The organism is Streptomyces klenkii (assembly GCF_003626645.1).
GTDB classification, from domain to species: domain Bacteria; phylum Actinomycetota; class Actinomycetes; order Streptomycetales; family Streptomycetaceae; genus Streptomyces; species Streptomyces klenkii.
Genome location: NZ_RBAM01000012.1, coordinates 146,981 through 163,936, shown reverse-complemented (window position 1 = coordinate 163,936; position 16,956 = coordinate 146,981). Strand labels below are relative to the sequence as shown.

16 protein-coding genes are annotated in these 16,956 nt (G+C 75.6%); 6 read left to right on the top strand and 10 right to left on the bottom strand.

Annotation, left to right across the window (positions count from 1 at the left end):
- Positions 1-28: 28 nt before the first annotated feature.
- From D7231_RS26550 to D7231_RS26540, 3 genes are read left to right on the top strand one after another with little or no spacing between them, the layout of a single operon-like run.
- Positions 29-727: a response regulator transcription factor gene (locus D7231_RS26550; protein WP_120758072.1), complete on the top strand. Its 699-nt coding sequence runs from the start codon at positions 29-31 to the stop codon at positions 725-727.
- A 29-nt stretch (positions 728-756) separates the two neighbouring features.
- On the top strand, positions 757-2,223 hold the full coding sequence (locus D7231_RS26545) for a sensor histidine kinase (RefSeq protein WP_194959563.1): 1,467 nt from the start codon (positions 757-759) through the stop codon (positions 2,221-2,223).
- A complete protein-coding gene (locus D7231_RS26540) occupies positions 2,220-2,774 on the top strand; it encodes a hypothetical protein (protein ID WP_120758070.1) in 555 nt (184 codons plus the stop codon). The genes D7231_RS26545 and D7231_RS26540 overlap by 4 nt, the downstream gene beginning before the upstream one ends.
- 106 nt (positions 2,775-2,880) lie before the next feature.
- On the opposite strand, the gene D7231_RS26535 is transcribed toward D7231_RS26540, so the two are convergent.
- From D7231_RS26535 to D7231_RS26510, 6 genes are all read right to left on the bottom strand, one after another.
- Positions 2,881-5,145, bottom strand: a complete 2,265-nt coding sequence (locus D7231_RS26535) for a heavy metal translocating P-type ATPase (RefSeq protein WP_199739464.1) — start codon at positions 5,143-5,145, stop codon at positions 2,881-2,883.
- Positions 5,146-5,301: 156 nt separating this feature from the next.
- A complete protein-coding gene (locus D7231_RS26530) occupies positions 5,302-5,808 on the bottom strand; it encodes a MarR family winged helix-turn-helix transcriptional regulator (protein ID WP_120758069.1) in 507 nt (168 codons plus the stop codon).
- A gap of 71 nt (positions 5,809-5,879) precedes the next feature.
- The gene (locus D7231_RS26525) at positions 5,880-7,421 is read right to left on the bottom strand and encodes an FUSC family protein (RefSeq protein ID WP_120758068.1); all 1,542 of its coding nucleotides are present in this window, start codon (positions 7,419-7,421) and stop codon (positions 5,880-5,882) included.
- Positions 7,422-7,443: 22 nt separating this feature from the next.
- Positions 7,444-8,469 carry an acyl-CoA dehydrogenase family protein gene (locus D7231_RS26520; protein WP_120758067.1) on the bottom strand — a complete coding sequence of 342 codons (1,026 nt, stop codon included), beginning with the start codon at positions 8,467-8,469 and terminating at the stop codon, positions 7,444-7,446.
- Between the two features lie 82 nt (positions 8,470-8,551).
- Positions 8,552-9,784 carry an acyl-CoA dehydrogenase family protein gene (locus D7231_RS26515; RefSeq protein ID WP_120758066.1) on the bottom strand — a complete coding sequence of 411 codons (1,233 nt, stop codon included), beginning with the start codon at positions 9,782-9,784 and terminating at the stop codon, positions 8,552-8,554.
- Entirely contained in the window at positions 9,784-10,707 is a 924-nt protein-coding gene (locus D7231_RS26510; RefSeq protein WP_120758065.1) for an enoyl-CoA hydratase, read from the bottom strand. The genes D7231_RS26515 and D7231_RS26510 overlap by 1 nt, the downstream gene beginning before the upstream one ends.
- Before the next feature lie 45 nt (positions 10,708-10,752).
- Here D7231_RS26510 and D7231_RS26505 point away from each other — a divergent pair, with 45 nt between their 5' ends.
- The 3 genes from D7231_RS26505 to D7231_RS26495 are packed head-to-tail and all read left to right on the top strand — an operon-like array spanning position 10,753 to position 13,383.
- Positions 10,753-11,568, top strand: coding sequence for an SDR family oxidoreductase (locus D7231_RS26505; RefSeq protein ID WP_120758064.1), 816 nt, complete (start codon positions 10,753-10,755; stop codon positions 11,566-11,568).
- 14 nt (positions 11,569-11,582) lie between these two features.
- Positions 11,583-12,197 (top strand): TetR/AcrR family transcriptional regulator, encoded by a 615-nt coding sequence (locus D7231_RS26500; RefSeq protein ID WP_120758135.1) that lies wholly within the window; start codon positions 11,583-11,585, stop codon positions 12,195-12,197.
- Between the two features lie 28 nt (positions 12,198-12,225).
- A complete protein-coding gene (locus D7231_RS26495; RefSeq protein WP_120758063.1) occupies positions 12,226-13,383 on the top strand; it encodes an acetyl-CoA C-acetyltransferase in 1,158 nt (385 codons plus the stop codon).
- Between the two features lie 46 nt (positions 13,384-13,429).
- Here the strand turns inward: D7231_RS26495 and D7231_RS26490 are convergent, their stop codons facing one another.
- Genes D7231_RS26490 through D7231_RS26475 form a run of 4 tightly spaced genes read right to left on the bottom strand, consistent with a single transcriptional unit; the run spans position 13,430 to position 16,933 of the window.
- On the bottom strand, positions 13,430-14,491 hold the full coding sequence (locus D7231_RS26490; protein WP_120758062.1) for an NAD(P)H-dependent flavin oxidoreductase: 1,062 nt from the start codon (positions 14,489-14,491) through the stop codon (positions 13,430-13,432).
- A complete protein-coding gene (locus D7231_RS26485) occupies positions 14,488-15,249 on the bottom strand; it encodes a CoA-transferase subunit beta (protein WP_120758061.1) in 762 nt (253 codons plus the stop codon). Before D7231_RS26485 ends, D7231_RS26490 begins: the two co-directional genes overlap by 4 nt.
- Entirely contained in the window at positions 15,246-16,094 is an 849-nt protein-coding gene (locus tag D7231_RS26480) for a CoA transferase subunit A (protein ID WP_120758134.1), read from the bottom strand. Before D7231_RS26480 ends, D7231_RS26485 begins: the two co-directional genes overlap by 4 nt.
- Positions 16,095-16,129: 35 nt before the next feature.
- The gene (locus D7231_RS26475; protein ID WP_120758060.1) at positions 16,130-16,933 is read right to left on the bottom strand and encodes an enoyl-CoA hydratase family protein; all 804 of its coding nucleotides are present in this window, start codon (positions 16,931-16,933) and stop codon (positions 16,130-16,132) included.
- Positions 16,934-16,956 lie beyond the last annotated feature (23 nt).

Genomic DNA, 16,956 nt, shown 5'->3' with positions numbered 1-16,956 from the left:
ACGTACTGAAGGGAACGATACTGTCCGCATGTCACGGGTGCTGCTGATCGAGGACGACCGCGCGGTACGGGAAGGCGTCTCCCTCACCCTGCGCCGCCGCGGCCACGAGGTGGAGGGCGCGGCCACCGGCGAGGCCGGGCTCGCCGCCATGGAGACCTTCCGGCCCGACCTCGTCCTGCTCGACCTCATGCTGCCCGACAAGAGCGGCTTCGAGGTGTGCCGCCGCATCCGGGCCACCCAGCAGATCCCGATCATCATGCTGACCGCGCGCGGCGACGACATAGACGTCGTCCTCGGCCTGGAGGCCGGCGCCGACGACTACATCGTCAAGCCCGCCCGCGGCGAGGTCCTGGAGGCCCGCATCCGCGCCGTGCTGCGCCGGGCCGCCCCCGGCGACGGCGGACCGGACCCGGCCTCCCTCCAGCCCGTGGAGACCCACGGCGACCTGACCATCGACCGCAAGGGCCTCCTCGTCGCCAAGCACGGCCAGGACCTGCCGCTCGCCCCCTCCGAGATGAAGCTGCTGCTGTACCTGTCCGCCACCCCGGGCCGCGTTTTCAGCCGCCAGCAGCTCCTGGAGCACGTGTGGGAGCACAGCTACCACGGGGACGCCCGCCTCGTGGACGCGTGCGTGATGCGGCTGCGCACCAAGGTCGAGGAGTCGACCCGCTCGCCGAAGTACATCCAGACCGTCCGCGGCTTCGGCTACCGCTTCGGGCCCCTGTGAGACGGCCCGCCCTGCCGCGGCCCGCCTTCCTGAGCCGCCCCGCCTTCCGCCGCCCGTCCCTGCGCGACGTCGCCGCCGGCCTCCGCGCCCGCCTCGTGCTCGCGTTCCTCCTGGTCGCCGCGCTCAGCGCGCTCACCACGGCGGCCCTGACCTTCCGCGAGGCCCGGACGGCCATCCTCAAGCGCACCCAGGACACCGCCATCGAGGCGCTGCGCTCCCAGGTCAACTCACAGGTTCCCGACTACACCTTCCCGCTGTCCCAGCAGGCCCTCCAGGACCTCCAGCACCGGCTGAACGCGGCGGGCGGCGCCCAGCGCTGGACCGTCCACCTGCGCTACCACGGCAGCGGGCTCGTGCCCGGCGGCGGCCCCGGCCGGATCCCGCAGGGCGTCCAGGCGAAGGTCCGCGCGGGCATCCCCGCCTTCCAGCGCCTCGACAGCGGCGGTGAGCCGTGGCTCGCCATCGGACTGCCCGTCACCTACCGCGGCACCAGCGAGGCCTCCGGCCTGGAGGTGTACGCGCAGATGCCGCTCCGCGAGGACGAGGCGAACGTCCAGGCCCTGGTCAAGGCCGCCCAGCGAGGCGCCCTGCCCGCCGTCGCCCTGGCCGCCGTGCCCGCCCTCATCGCCGCGAGCGGCGTGCTGCGGCCCGTGCGCGAACTGCGCCGCGCCTCCCGCAAGATCGCCGCCGGCGAGCTCGACACCCGGCTCAAGGTCACCGGCCGCGACGAACTCGCCGACCTCTCCCGCACCTTCAACGACATGGCCGAGGCCCTGGAGGAGAACGTCGCCGAACTGCGCCGCATGGAGGCGAACTCGCGGCGCTTCGCCGCCGACGTCTCGCACGAGCTGCGCACCCCGCTGGCCGCCATGACCGCCGTCGTCGACGTCCTCGACGAGGACGCCGAGACCCTCGACCCCGACACGGCCTACGCGGTCCGCCTCATCAGCGAGGAGACCGGGAAGCTCGCGCGGATGGTCGAGGACCTGATGGAGATCTCCCGCTTCGACGCGGGCGCCGCCGCCCTCCACCTGGACGAGGTCGACGTCTCCGAGACGGTCCGCAAGACCGTCCAGGCCCGCGGCTGGCAGGACAAGGTCGCCGCCGACCTGCCCGAGGGCGTCCGCGCCCGGCTGGACCCGCGCCGCATCGACGTCGTCGTCGCCAACCTCGTGGGCAACGCCCTCAAGCACGGCGGCGCGCCGGTGGACGTCGCGGTGCGGGTGGCGCACGGAGAGGAGGGCCGGCGGCTGCTGATCGAGATCGCCGACCGCGGCGAGGGCATCGACCCCGACGTGCTGCCGCACGTCTTCGAGCGGTTCTTCAAGGCCGACTCCGCCCGCGCCCGCTCCGAGGGCAGCGGCCTCGGCCTCGCGATCACCCTGGAGAACGTGCGCCTGCACGACGGAACCGTACGGGCCGCCAACCGGCCGGGAGGAGGCGCGGTGTTCACGGTGGAGCTGCCGCTGCGGCAGGGCGGGGGCGAGACGGCATGACGGCACGGCGACTGCGGCACGCCGCCCTGGCGGCCGCGCTGCTGACCGCCCTCGCGGGCTGCGGCGTGACGACCACCGGCGTCATCGACGTGGGGCAGCCCGCGACGGGCGCCAAGCGGCAGGGAGAGGTCAACGCCGCCGAGGCCAAGCTCTACTTCATGTCGCCCACCGGAGTGACCCAGGTGACGCGTCCGGCCAAGGCCAAGCTCGGCGCGGAGGACGCCATCGTGCTCCTGCTGCAAGGGCCGGACGAGGACCAGCGGATCCGGGGCCTGTACACCGACGTGCCCAAGATGAACGGCGAGGTGCACGTCACCACCGGCACCCTGCGCGTGAGCATCCAGATGCCGTTCAACGTCACGCGGCTCTCGGCCGTCGCACGGAGCCAGTTCGTGTGTACCGCTGCCGCGAACGAGGTGCCGCGCGGGCGGCAGATCCGTGACGTCAAGGTCGAGCTCAGCGGGGGCGGCGTCGTGATCTCCGATCTGGTCTGCGACAGCAACAACGCCTTCCCCGCGGCCAAGCTGCCGACCCCGGCAGTGTCGCGCTGAGGACGGCCGGCTTCGTCAGCGGCCCGGTGGGACGGCGACGCGGCCGGCCGGACCCCGGGTCGGGTCCGGCCGGCCGCGCACGGGCGGGCGGGCAGCGCAGGAGGCCTCAGTCCGCGGACCGGAAGCCGCGCAGCCGCAGGCTGTTACCCACGACGAAGACCGAGGAGAAGGCCATCGCCGCCCCGGCGATCATCGGGTTCAGCAGCCCCAGGGCCGCCAGCGGCAGGGCCGCCACGTTGTAGGCGAAGGCCCAGAAGAGGTTCGCCTTGATGGTGCCGAGCGTGCGGCGGGCGAGGCGGATCGCGTCGGCGGCGGTGCGCAGGTCGCCGCGGACGAGCGTGAGGTCGCCGGCCTCGATGGCGGCGTCGGTGCCGGTGCCCATCGCCAGGCCCAGGTCGGCCTGGGCGAGGGCGGCCGCGTCGTTGACGCCGTCGCCGACCATGGCCACCGAACGGCCCTCGGCCTGGAGCCGCTTGACGACGTCCACCTTGTCCTGCGGCATGACCTCCGCGATCACCTCGTCGATGCCCACCTCGGCGGCGACGGCCTCGGCGACGGCCTTGTTGTCGCCCGTGAGCAGGATCGGCGTGAGGCCGAGCGCGCGCAGCCGCCGGACGGCCTCGGCGCTGGTGTCCTTGACCGCGTCGGCCACCTCCAGCACCGCGCGGGCCTCGCCGTCCCAGGCGACCAGGACGGCGGTGCGGCCCGCGGCCTCCGCGGCGACCTGCGCCTCGCGCAGCTCGCCCGGCAGCGTCATCGCCCACTCCAGCAGCAGCTTCTCCCGGCCCACGAGCACCGCGTGCCCCTCGACCACGCCCTGCACGCCGAGCCCCGGCAGGTTGGCGAAGTCCTCCGGCACGGGCAGCCGCCCGGTCCGCTCGGCGGCACCGGCGGCGATCGCCCGGGCGATGGGGTGCTCGGAGGCGTGCTCCAGCGCGCCGGCCAGCCGCAGGGCCTCGGCCTCGCTCACACCGCCGGCGGTGCGGACGGCGAGCAGGGTCATCCGGCCGGTCGTGACGGTGCCCGTCTTGTCGAGGACGATCGTGTCGGCCTTGCGGGTGGTCTCCAGGACCTCGGGGCCCTTGATGAGGATGCCGAGCTGGGCGCCGCGCCCGGTGCCGACCATCAGGGCGGTGGGTGTGGCGAGCCCCAGCGCGCACGGGCACGCGATGATCAGCACCGCCACGGCGGCGGTGAACGCGGCCGTCGCCCCGGCGCCGGTCGCGAGCCAGACTGCGAGCGTGCCGAGCGCGAGGGCGATGACGACCGGGACGAAGACGGCGGAGATGCGGTCGGCGAGGCGCTGGGCCGCCGCCTTGCCGTTCTGGGCGTCCTCGACGAGCTTCGCCATCCGGGCCAGCTGCGTGTCCGCGCCGACCCGGCCGGCCTCCACGACGAGGCGGCCGCCCGCGTTGAGGGTCGCGCCGGTGACCTGGTCGCCCGCGCCGACCTCGACCGGGACCGACTCGCCGGTGAGCATCGAGGCGTCCACGGCGGAGCTGCCCTCGACGACCGTGCCGTCGGTGGCGATCTTCTCGCCGGGCCGGACGACGAAGCGGTCCCCGACGGCCAGCCCGGACACGGGAATGCGCTCCTCGCGCCCGCCCCGCAGCACCGTGACCTCCTTCGCGCCCAGCTCCATCAGCGCCCGCAGCGCAGCCCCCGCCTTGCGCTTGGAGCGCGCCTCGAAGTACCGGCCGGCCAGGATGAACGCGGTGACGCCCGCGGCCGCCTCCAGATAGATGTTCTCCGCGCCGTCGCCGCGCGCGACGGTCAGCTCGAAGGCGTGCGTCATGCCGGGCATGCCGGCGTCGCCGAGGAACAGCGCCCACACCGACCACAGGAAGGCCGCCGAGACGCCGACCGAGATCAGGGTGTCCATCGTGGCCGCGCCGTGCCGGGCGTTGGTGACGGCGGCGCGGTGGAAGGGCCAGGCCGCGTACGTGACGACCGGCGCCGTCAGGGTCAGCGAGAGCCACTGCCAGTACGTGAACTGCAACGCCGGCACCATCGCCAGGAGGATGACGGGGACGGCCAGCGCCACGGCGGTGACCAGGCGCTGCCGCAGCGTCCGCAGCTCGCCGCCCTCCGGGGCCGCCGGCTGCTCGGCCGGTGCGGCCGCCGCCGGTGGCGCGGGCGGCTCGGCGGTGTAGCCCGTGGCGACCACCGTGGCGATCAGGTCGTCCACGGCGACGTCCCCGCCGTAGACGACCTTGGCCTTCTCGGTGGCGTAGTTGACCGTGGCCTCGACGCCCTCCATCCGGTTGAGCTTCTTCTCGATGCGGGCGGCGCAGGAGGCGCAGGTCATGCCGCCGATCGCGAGTTCCACCTCGGCCGTGCCCGTCCCGGTGGTACTGCTCGTGATGCTCATCCGCACTCCTCGCCGCGTTCCCCTCATACCCCTAGGGGGTATCTCTTGACTTCATGTATACCCCTGGGGTGTATTTCGCGCAAGGCGCGGGAACGAATCCGGCCCGTACCCCTGGGGGGTACGGGCCGGAGGAGGTGCGGGGGCTGCCGGAAGGGCTCAGGGCTGGAGGCCGCCCAGCCTTCCTTCCAGGAGGACGAGCAGTTCGGCGAGCGTCTCCGCCAGCTCGTCCCGGCGCTCCCCGCCGAGCCCCTCCAGCAGTGCGTTCTCGTAGCTCAACTGATGGGGGATCAGGCGGTCGATGAGCTCCCGGCCCTCCTCCGTCAGGGACAGGTGCGCCACGCGCCGGTCCCGCTCGTCCGCCCGGCGCGCGACCAGCTCGCGCGCTTCGAGCACGCGTAGCCGCTTGGTCACCGCGGCCCCCGACGCGAAGGTCTCCCGCGCGATCTGGCCCGGCGTCAGCTCCCGGCCCGTGCGCCGCAGGGTGCCGAGGATGTCGAACTCCGCACGCGTCAGCCCCTCCCGTACCAGCGGGGCGTCCGTGGCCTGCTGGAGCAGCGCCGCGCAGCGGTTGAGCCTGCCGATCACGGCCATCGGCGCGGTGTCGAGTCCCGGGTGGACCTGCTGCCACTGCCGCAGCACGCGCGCGACGATGTCCTCGGTCACGGTGGTGATCCTTTCCAGTCGGTGCTCCGGGTAGATTCTGCCGCCCCGCCGGTGCCCGCCCGGAAGGAGGCTCAGAACGCCGCCGCGCCGCCCGGGGCGTGCCCCCGTACGAGCGAGGCCAGCGCCCGGTGACCGTCGCGCTCGGCGTGCGCCACCCGTTCCCCGGGCGGGGTCCGCCGCCACTCGCCGGCCGCGGTGTCGGCCGCCTCCCGCAGTTCGACGAGGGCGGCCGCGAGCCGGTCGCGGGCGGCCTCGCGGGCACGGTCCGCTCCGGCCGGCACGGCGAGGGCCGCGGCGCGCGCCCCGTCCACCCGGGCCACGGCGGCTTCGACCCGGTCCGCCGCCCGCCGGTTGCCGACCAGCGCGCAGGCGAGCAGGCCCGTCGCCGCGCCGACGAGCGTATCGGTCCAGCGGTCGCCGACGAGCTCCCGGGCGGGGTGGCTGCCGCCGAATTCGGTCAGCAGCAGGGCCATCGGGGTGACGCAGACCGTGCCGAGCCAGTAGTTGCGGGAGATGAGCGCCTCGGCGCCCGCCTGGAGGGCGAGCGCGACCAGCACCATGGCCACGGCCCCGGTGCGGACGAGCGGCACGAGCGCGGCGAAGAGCAGGACGCCGAGGAGGTTGCCCAGCACCCGCTGGAGCGCGCGGTGCCAGGACAGCGCGGAGTTGGCCTGAATGACCGAGGCGGCCGTGACCACCGCCCAGTAGGGGTGCCCGACGCCGCAGGCGAGCGACGCCCAGCCGGCGAGGGCCGCGCCGGTGAGCACGCGGGCGGCGGCGGGGAGGTGCGGGCGCAGCCGGGGAGGCGGCGGGGGCAGGGCGCCCGGGCCGGGCGCGGCGGGGGCGTCCCCGGGCAGGGCGCGGCCCTTGCGCAGGTCCCGCGCCCAGGCCTCCCAGCGCCCGGCGTCCGGTGCGGTGTCCGGCTCCGTACGGGCGAGCGCGCCGTGCACGTGGGCGCGCACCTGCGCCGGCGCCCGCAGCAGGGCCTGCCAGGCGGCGTGCCGGGCGCGGGGAGCGGCCGCCGCGTCCGCGCGGACCGCGCGCGCCGCGGCCTCCAGGGCGCGGGCGGCGGCGATCCGGTCGGGCCCGTGCGGCCGGACGAGGCCGGGCGCCATGCAGACCAGCCACGCCCAGGTCCCGCAGGCCAGGGTCAGCCCGAGGTGGAGCGGCAGGTCGGCGGCCCGCTGCGGCACGAAGCACGCCGACGCCGACACGAAGGTGAGCACGACGTTGCCGGGCGGGCCCGTGCGGAAGGCGTCGCACACCGTCTTCTGCACGGCCGCGAGGGCCGCCGCGACCAGCACGAGCACGGCGGGGGAGCGCGTCAGGGCCGCGGCGCCCAGGGCCGCGCCGACGCCCGCCGTCATGCCGAGCACCACGAGGGCGAGGGCCCGGGCGCGGGCGGCGTACGGGCGGTCGTGGCCGTACAGCGCGCACAGGGCCCCGGCGGAGGTGTACAGCGCGAGGTCCAGCCGGCCGGCCGCGAGCAGGGCGGCGTCCGGCACGGCCATGGCCACGACGGCGCTGAGGGCCGACTTGTGCCGGATGTCCGCCGGGCGGCCGAGCCGGAAGGCGGCGTGCAGGGCCCCGGGCAGGGCGGGTCGTCTCACCATGCCCAAGAGGTTAGCAAGTGTTTTACTTGCGAAATATATCGAGGGTGCGGGCCCGGCACTCCGCCGGCGACCCCCACGCGGACCGCAGCGCCCGCGCCTTGCCCAGCCACAGCGACAGGTCGTACTCCGCGGTGTAGCCGATCGCGCCGTGCAGTTGCAGCGCCGCCCGCGCCGCGGCGTAGGCCGCGTCCGACGCGGCCGCCTTCGCCGCGGCGACCTCCGCCGCGGCGCCGCCCGGCACCCCCGCCGACAGGGCCACGGCGGCCCCGTGCACGAGCGGCCCGGCGAACTCCAGCCCGACGCGCGTGTCCGCCAGCCGGTGCTTGACCGCCTGGAACGCGCCGACCGGAGTCCCGAACTGCCTGCGCTGCCGCACGTACGCCACCGTCCGTTCCAGCAGCGCCTCTCCCACGCCGAGCAGCTGCGCGGCCGCCGCGAACGCCGCCCAGTCCGCGGCGTGCCGCACCGCCTCGCGCACCGCCCGGCCGGAGGCCGCCGGCTCCGCCCCGCAGCGCGGCACGGCGAGCCGCCGCGCCGGGTCCAGCGAGGGCTGCACGGGGCCGTGCCCGGCGGCGAGGAAGAGATCGTCCGTCCCGGCCGGCACGACGAACACCGCGTCGCACACGTCCGCGTCCAGCGCGTACGGACTCCCGCCCGGCGCGCCCGGCAGCGCCGCCGTCACCAGGGCCCCGCCCTCGCACACCCGCGGCAGCCACGCCTCCGCGAGCACGGTCCGCCCCGCCCCGGCCAGCCGGGCGAGCAGCGCCGCCACGGCGACCGTTTCCACGGCCGGGCCCGGCACCGCGTACCGGCCCAGCTCGGTGAACGCCACCGCGACCTCGGCCGGCAGCGGACCCGCGCCCCCGAAGGCCTCCGGCACCGCCAGCCCGAACACCCCCGCCCGCGCCAGGCGCTCCCACACGGCGAGACCGGGCCCGTGCTCACCCCGCGCCCAGGCCCGCACGGCCGCCGGGGTGTCCGCCGCGCCCAGCATCCGGCCGAGAACGCGGGCGAAGTCCTGCTGCTCGGTGTCGAGGGTGAACTTCATGCGGTCTGCTCCCGTGAGGAGATCGGGGAAGGGGGGCCGTTCGTCCGGCCGGGCTGCCGCTGCCCGGTCCCGGGCCGGGCGGTCACGCCGGCCGCTCCCGCTCCCGGCCGTCGCCCGCCCGCTCCCGCGAGGCCGCCGCCCCGCCCGGCGCCCGCCGCCCCCTCGGCAGGCCCAGCAGCCGTTCCGCCACGACGTCCCGCTGGATCTCGTTCGTGCCCGCGTAGACCGGGCCCGCCAGGGCGAAGACCCAGCCCTCCGCCCACGCGCCGTGCGCCGGGGCGTCGGCCGCGGCCCCGGCCAGCTCGCCGCCCGCGCCGAGCAGGTCGAGCGCCGTCTCGTGCAGGGCCAGGTCGAGTTCCGACCAGAACAGCTTCGTCAGGCTCGGCTCCGCGCCCCGCGGGCCGCCCGCCGCGCTCGCGCACCCGTACCCGTAGAGCTGGTAGGCCCGCGCCCGCACCACCGCGTCCGCCACCCGGTCGCGCAGCGCCGTGTCCCCGGGCTCGCCCGCCGCCCGCCACAGCGCGACCAGCCGGCGCGCCGCGGCCACGTAGCGGCCGGGGCTGCGCAGCGTGAGCCCGCGCTCGCTGCCGGCGGTGCTCATGGCGACGCGCCAGCCGTCGCCCGGCGCGCCCACGACGTCCCGCCCGGGCACGAACACCTCGTCCAGGAAGATCTCCGCGAACGCCGGCCGGCCGTCGAGCCTGGCCACCGGACGCACCGTCACCCCCGGCGCGTCCAGCCCGAACATCGCGTACGTCAGCCCCTCGTGCGGCCGGCCGTCGCCCACCGGCCGGCTGCGGAACAGCCCGAAGGCCCGGTCGGCGAACGCGGCCCGCGAGGACCACGCCTTCTGCCCGCTCAGCAGCCACCCGCCGGGCGCCGGCACGGCCACCGACCGCAGGGACGCGAGGTCCGACCCGGCCCCGGGCTCGGACCACGCCTGCGCCCACACCGTCTCCCCGCTCGCCATCGCGGGCAGGACCCGGGCGCGCTGCTCCTCCGTGCCGTGCTCGAACAGCGTCGGTGCGAGCAGGCCGATGCCGTTCTGCGAGACCCGCGCGGGCGCACCGGCCGCCCAGTACTCCTCCTCGAAGACGAGCCACTCCAGGAACGAACGCCCACGGCCCCCGTACGCGGGCGGCCACGAGACGACCGACCAGCCGCCCGCGTGCAACGTCCGCTCCCATGCGCGGTGTTCGGCGAAGCCCTCCCGGGTCTCCAGCGAGGGCAGCGGCGCGCGCGGCACGTGCGCGGCGAGCCAGGCGCGGGCCTGCGCGCGGAACGCCTCCTCCTCGGGGGAGAAGTCCAGGTCCATCAGGCCCCCGCCTCCGTCCCCGCCTCCGCCTTCATCGCGCGGATGTCCATGCCGCCGAGGGGGTCGGCGGCCGTCTCGGCGTTGTGCGCGTGCGCGAGGTGGTGCAGGGCGAACGCCGCGTCGAGGCCGCCGTGCAGGCCCTGGAGGTCCTCGGCCTGGTTGACGGCGCGCTTGGCGAGGGCGAGGCCCATGCGCGGCATCGCGGCGACGCGCCCGGCCAGTTCGCGGGCGTGCCCGGCGAGCTGCTCGCGCGGCACGACGCGGTTGACCATGCCGAGCTCGTGGGCGCGCCGTGCGCTCATCCGGTCGCCCGTGTAGAGGAGTTCCTTCGCGACGCGCGGCGGCAGCACCCACGGGTGCGCGAAGTACTCCACGCCGGGGATGCCCATCCGCACCACCGGGTCGGCGAAGAAGGCGTCCTCGCTCGCGACGATCAGGTCGCAGACCCAGGCCAGCATCAGGCCGCCCGCCACGCACGCGCCCTGCACCGCGGCGATCACCGGCTTGGGCAGCTCGCGCCAGCGGCGGCACATGCCCAGGTAGACCTCCGACTCGCGGGCGAACCGGCCCTCCGCGCCCGGCTTCCCGCAGTGGTCCCACCACAGGCCCGCCCGGCGGTCGAACGGCAGATGGGCGTCGCGCCCGGGCGTGCCGATGTCGTGGCCGGATGAGAAGTGCGCGCCCGCGCCCGCCAGGACGATCACCTTGACGGCGTCGTCGGCCGCCGCCTCGTAGAAGGCCCGGTCCAGGGCGTAAGTCATCGCGGAATTCTGGGCGTTGCGGAACTCGGGCCGGTTCATGGTGACCGTCGCGACGGGACCGGTGCGCTCGTAGCGCACCACGGGCTCGGCGGGCGGCACAGGGTCAGCAGGCGTCGCAGGGGGCGGCGCAGAGTCAGCAGGTGTCACAGGGTCAGTGGTCATCAACCATCCTTCCCTAACAAGTGTTTGGTAGGTTAACGTACGGTCATGAGCAGCGTCGAGGAGTCCACCGCTGTCCGGCCCGGCCCGCCGCCCCGCCCTCCCGCTCATGACCTGCTGTCCGGCCGCACGGCCGTCATCACCGCCGCGGCCGGCGCCGGGATCGGCGCCGCGACCGCCCGCCGGTTCCTGGAGGAGGGCGCCCGCGTCGTGCTCGGCGACCGGCACGCCCGCAGGCTGCGCGTCGCCGTGGCCGCCCTGAGTGAGGAGTTCGGCGGCCGGCAGGTCGCCGGCCTGCCGTGCGACGTCACCGACGAGGAGCAGGTCGCGGCCCTGTTCGAGCTGGCCGAGGAGCGGCACGGCGCCCTCGACGTCGTCGTCAACAACGCGGGCCTCGGTGGCACCGCGGAGCTCACCGCCATGACCGACGAGCAGTGGGACGCCGTCGTCGGCACCACCCTCGGCGGCACCTTCCGCTGCACCCGCGCCGCCCTGCGCCGGATGCGCGCCCGCGGCTCCGGCGGCGTCGTCGTCAACAACGCCTCCGTCGCCGGCTGGCGCGCCCAGCACGGGCAGGCCCACTACGCCGCGGCCAAGGCCGGCGTCATGGCGCTCACGCGCTGCGCGGCGGTGGAGGCCGCGGCCTACGGCGTGCGCGTCAACGCCGTCGCCCCGAGCCTCGCCCTCCACCCCCACTTGTCCAAGGTCACCACCCCGGAGCTGCTGGAGGAGCTGGTGCGGCGCGAGGCGTTCGGGCGGGCCGCCGAGCCCTGGGAGGTCGCCAATGTCATCGTCTTCCTGGCCAGCGGCTACTCCTCGTACATGACCGGCGAGACGGTCTCCGTCAGCAGCCAGCGCGCGTGACCGACAATGGCAGCGTGCCGAACAGCAAGAAGACCGCCGCCGAGCGGCCCGCGCCCGAGCGGCGCGGCGAACTCCTCGCGACCGCCGCCGAGGTGTTCGCCGCGCACGGCTACAACGCCACCACCGTGCGGCGCATCGCCGACGAGGCCGGGCTCCTCGCCGGGAGCCTCTACTACCACTTCGACTCCAAGGAGTCGATGCTGGACGAGATCCTGTCCGCCTTCCTCGACGAGCTGTGGGACGGCTACGACGCCGTCCTCGCCGCCGGCTTCGGCCCCCGGGAGACCCTGGAGGCCCTGGTCACCGAGTCCTTCCGGGAGATCGACCGGCACCGCCCCGCCGTCGCCATCTACCAGCGCGAGTCCCGGCACCTCGCCCGGCAGCCGCGCTTCGCCTACCTCGCCGACTCCCAGCGCCGGTTCGAGCGGGCCTGGCTCGGCACCCTGCGCCGCGGCGCGGCGGCCGGCGTCTTCCGCGCCGACCTCGACGTCCGGCTCGCCTACCGCTTCGTGCGCGACACCGTGTGGGTCGCCGCGTCCTGGTACCGGCCGGGCGGCGCGCACAGCCCCGAGGAGATCGCCCGTCAGTACTTGTCGATGGTGCTGGAGGGCATCGCCGTACGCGAATGACCCCAGGGACACCGAGGAGCGATCAGCCATGGCCGAGGCATACATCGTCGGAGCGGTCCGCACCCCCGTCGGCCGGCGCGGCGGCGGCCTCTCCGCCGCCCACCCCGCCGACCTCGGCGCGCACGTCCTGCGCGCCCTCATGGAGCGCACGGGCGCGGACCCGGCCGCCGTCGAGGACGTGATCCTCGGCTGCCTGGACGCGGTCGGCCCCCAGGCCGGTGACATCGCCCGGACGAGCTGGCTGGCCGCCGGGCTGCCCGAGGAGGTCCCCGGCGTCACCGTCGACCGGCAGTGCGGCTCCGGCCAGCAGGCCGTCCACTTCGCCGCCCAGGCCGTCCTCTCCGGCACCCAGGACCTCGTCGTCGCGGGCGGCGTCCAGAACATGTCGCAGATCCCCATCGCCTACGCCGTCCACCAAGCGGCAGTCCCGCTCGGCCTCACCCAGGGCCCGTTCACCGGCTCCGAGGGCTGGCGGGCGCGCTACGGCGACCGGCCCGTCAGCCAGTTCCACGGCGCCGAGCTCATCGCCCGGCAGTGGGACATCGGCCGCCCGGCCATGGAGGAGTACGCGCTGCTTTCGCACCTGCGGGCCGTGCGCGCCGCCGACGAGGGCCGCTTCGACCGCGAACTCGCCCCGTACGGCGGGCTGACAGCCGACGAAGGTCCCCGCAGGGACACCTCCCTGGAGAAGATGGCCGCGCTCAAGCCGGTCGTGGAAGGCGGCCGGCTGACGGCCGCCCTCTCCTCGCAGATCTCCGACGGCGCGGCCGCCCTGCTGCTCGCGAGCGAGCGCGCCGTGCGCCGCCACCGGCTGACCCCGCGCGCCCGCATCCACCACCTGTCCGTGCGCGGCGAGGACCCGATCCGCATGCTGACCGCGCCCATCCCGGCCACCGCCCACGCCCTGAAGAGGGCCGGGCTGACGATCGCGGACATCGACCTCACCGAGATCAACGAGGCGTTCGCCTCCGTCGTCCTGGCCTGGCTCCGCGAGACCGGCGCCGACCCGGACAAGGTCAACGTCAACGGCGGCGCCATCGCGCTGGGCCACCCCCTGGGCGCGACGGGTGCCAAGCTGCTGACGACGCTCCTGCACGAACTGGAGCGCACAGGCGGCCGCTACGGCCTCCAGACCATGTGCGAAGGCGGCGGACAGGCGAACGTGATCATCATCGAGCGGCTGTGAGCCGTACGGTCGGCCGCACTGAACCGTAGGCCCGGCGCGCCCGGGCCTATCCGGCGGCGCCGCAACCCCCGAGCGCCGCCAGCACCTCCTCCGCCTCCGCCATCACGCGCTCCACCAGCTCGGCGCACGTCGGCAGGTCGTCGATGACCCCGGCGACCTGCCCCGCGGCCATCACCCCCAGATCCGTACGCCCCTCCACCATCGCGGCCCTCAGCAGCATCGGCGTGTTCGCGGCCAGCAGGACCTGACTCCAGGTCAGCTCCCGGCCGTGCCGCATCGCCCGGCCGTCCCGCAGCAGCGCCGGCCAGCTCGCCCCCGACAGCGCCCGGAACGACGCCGCGTGCCGCACGGCCCGTACGAGCCCGCCGACCCGGCCCGAGCGCTCCAGGCCCGCGACGAAGGGCGTGCGCAGCATCCGGTGGGGGAGGCCGTCGACCTTCGCCGTGACGACGACGTCCCGCACCGTCGCCGCGAGGTACGCCGCCTTGACCGCGTCCGGCACCGTGCTGTCGGCGGTCAGCAGGAACCGCGTGCCCATGGCGACCCCCGCCGCGCCCAGCGCCAGGGCCGCCACCAGGCCGCGCCCGTCGCGGAAGCCGCCCGCCGCGACGACCGGGATGCCCACCGCGTCCACCACCTGCGGCAGCAGGACGGTCGTCGCGACCTCGCCCGTGTGGCCGCCGCCCTCGCCGCCCTGCACCACGACCGCGTCCGCGCCCCACGCCGCGACCTTCTCGGCGTGGCGCCGCGCGCCCACGGACGGGACGACGAGCACCCCGGCGCCCTTGAGGCGGGCGATCAGCTCCCGGGACGGGGCCAGCGCGAACGACGCGACCCGCACCCCCTCCTCGATCAGGATGTCCACGCGCTCCCGGGCGTCGCCCGCGTCCGCCCGCAGGTTGACCCCGAAGGGCTGCCCCGCCGTACGGGCCCGCACCTTCCTGATCGCGGCCCTGAGCGCGTCGGGCGTCATGGTCGCCGAGCCGAGGATGCCGAGCGCGCCCGCGTTCGCCACGGCCGCCACCAGCCGCGGGCCCGCGACCCAGCCCATGCCGGTCTGCACGAGCGGATGCCGCACGCCCGCCAGCTCGGTCAGGGCCGTCCTCATCCCCGCACCTCCCGCGCGCGCAGCCCGTCCGGGTCGATGACCTCCCGGATCAGCCGCAGCTCCTCGGGCGTGGGCAGGCGGGTGCGGGGCACGTCGCCGGGGAGCTCCAGGGGGAAGCCCGTGGCCGCCCGCACCTCGGCGGCCGTCACGCCCGGGTGCAGCGAGCGGACCCGCATCGTCCGGTCCGGCGTCTCGAAGTCCAGCACCGCCAGGTCGGTGACCACCCGCGGGATGCGGTGGAAGCGCGTCGCCGACGGCCCCGCGGCCGCCGCCCGGTCGTAGCCCACGCCGCTGACCATGTCGACCTTCTCGACGAGCACGCGCGGTGAGTGCCGGGGGATCCAGTAACTGGTCGGGTTGTTGAGGGTGTTGGCCGGGGCCCCGCGGACGCCCAGGAGCTGCCGGGAGGGCCGCCGCCAGTCGCCGATGCAGGAGATGTTCTGGTTGCCGTGCCGGTCGAGCTGGGCCGCCCCCATCATCACGTGCCGCCGCCCGCCCGCGACCAGCGCCAGATGCCGGCGGTACGGCAGCCACCCCTCTACGGTCCGGGCCCGTGCGCCCAGCGCGGGCACGTCCGCGACCAGCAGCGCCTCCCCGTCCGTGAGCAGCAGGTCCGGGGCGAAGGTGAGCCGGGCGAGCCGCGCCCCGATCGACGGGACCACGCCCATGGGGGCGGCCAGCACCTCCCCGTCCCCGCGCCACGCCTCCGCGCACGCCACGACGCACACCTCGGCGCGCTCCGCCCGCCCGGCGCTCACGCCGCGCCCCCGGTGAAGCCGGCGACCGCGGCGAGGTAGGCGTCCTCGTCGCCCGACAGGAAGCGGGAGGTGAACTCCCGCCAGGCCGCCGGGTCCGCCGCGGCCGCCGCGTACGCCGCCTGGAACGCCTCGTCCCGGTCGTAGTCCGGGACGCAGGAGGTGAAGTGCGCCCCGCCCGGCGCCTCGACGACGCCGTTGACGCAGTGCCGCTGCACCAGGAGCGTCTGCGGGCCGCCCTCCTTGATGAACTCGGCGCTGTCGACGATACGTTCGCAGGAGACGTACGCCTCGCGCGCCGCCTCGCAGAAAAGGTCGTCGAAGTACGGGTCCGGGCCCAGGTACTGGGCGTTGCCGCGCACGTCCGCCCGGTTGAGGTGCACCAGGGCCGCGTCCAGGGCGAGCGCCGGGACGGCGACGAGCTCCTCACCGTCCCCGTAAGGGGACGTCACGGTGCGCAGGAACGGGTTGACGGTCATGACGTCCGAGCCGAGGCCCGCGCGGACGGGCAGGAACGGCAGCCGGTGCGCGGCGGCCGTCAGGCCCCACATGAACATCGCCTCGTCGAGTTCGACCAGCTCGACCTCCCCGCGCTGGCGGGCGGCCCGGAAGTGCGGTTCGAGCGGGATCGAGTCGAGCGTCGCGAAGGCCGCGACCAGCTTGCGGACCCGGCCGGCGGCCACCAGCAGGCCGACGTCCGGGCCGCCGTAGGAGACCACGGTGAGGTCGCGGACGTCCGAGCGCAGCAGGGCCCGGACGAGGGCCATGGGCTTGCGCCGGGAGCCCCAGCCGCCGATGCCTATGGTCATGCCGCTCGCGAGGCGGGCGACGGCCTCGTCGGCGGTCATGGTCTTGTCGCGGCCCGCCACGGCCTGTTCACCGGTCACGGCTGCTCCTTTTCCTGTTGTTGCTCCCTCTCCTGCTGTTCCTCTTCGTGTTGCTGCTCTTCCTGCTGCCCGAACGCCTCGCGCAGGCGGTCGCCCACGCCGCACAGGCCCGCCTCGAAGGTGAAGCCCTGCTCGTAGCGGTAGCTGCGGCGCACGTCGACCGGGTCGATGCCGTTGATCGCGGCCTTCGCCAGGCGCAGCAGCGCACCGTCCTTCGCGGCGATCTCCCGCGCCAGCTCCAGGGCCGCCGCCCGCAGAGCGGAGCGCGGCACGACGCGCCAGACGGAGCCGTGCCGGTGCAGCTCGTGCGCGGTGACGGTGCGGGAGGTGAAGTAGAGGGTGCGCATGAGGTGCTGGGGGACGAGCCGGGCCAGGTGCGTCGCGGCGCCGAGCGCGCCGCGGTCCAGCTCCGGCAGGCCGAACACGGCGTCCTCCGAGGCGACGACGGCGTCCGCGTTGCCCGCCAGGCCGACCCCGCCGCCCAGGCAGAAGCCGTGCACGGCGGCGATCACCGGCACCGGGCAGTCGTAGACCGCCGAAAAGGCGGCCGCACAGCCGTGGTTGGCGCCGAGCAGGGCCTCGTGGCCGGGGGAGCGCCGGATCTCCTTGAGGTCCACGCCGGCGTTGAAGCCGCGCCCCGCGGCGGCCAGCACGACACAGCGGACCGCGGGATCGGCCCCGGCCGCGCCGACCGCGGCCGCCAGGTCGTACCAGCCCTGCACCGGCAGGGCGTTGACGGGCGGGAAGTCCATGGTGACGACGGCGACGGCCGGTTCGGGGCGTGAGGTGGAGACACTCATCGGAGGATCCGCTACCTTTCCAC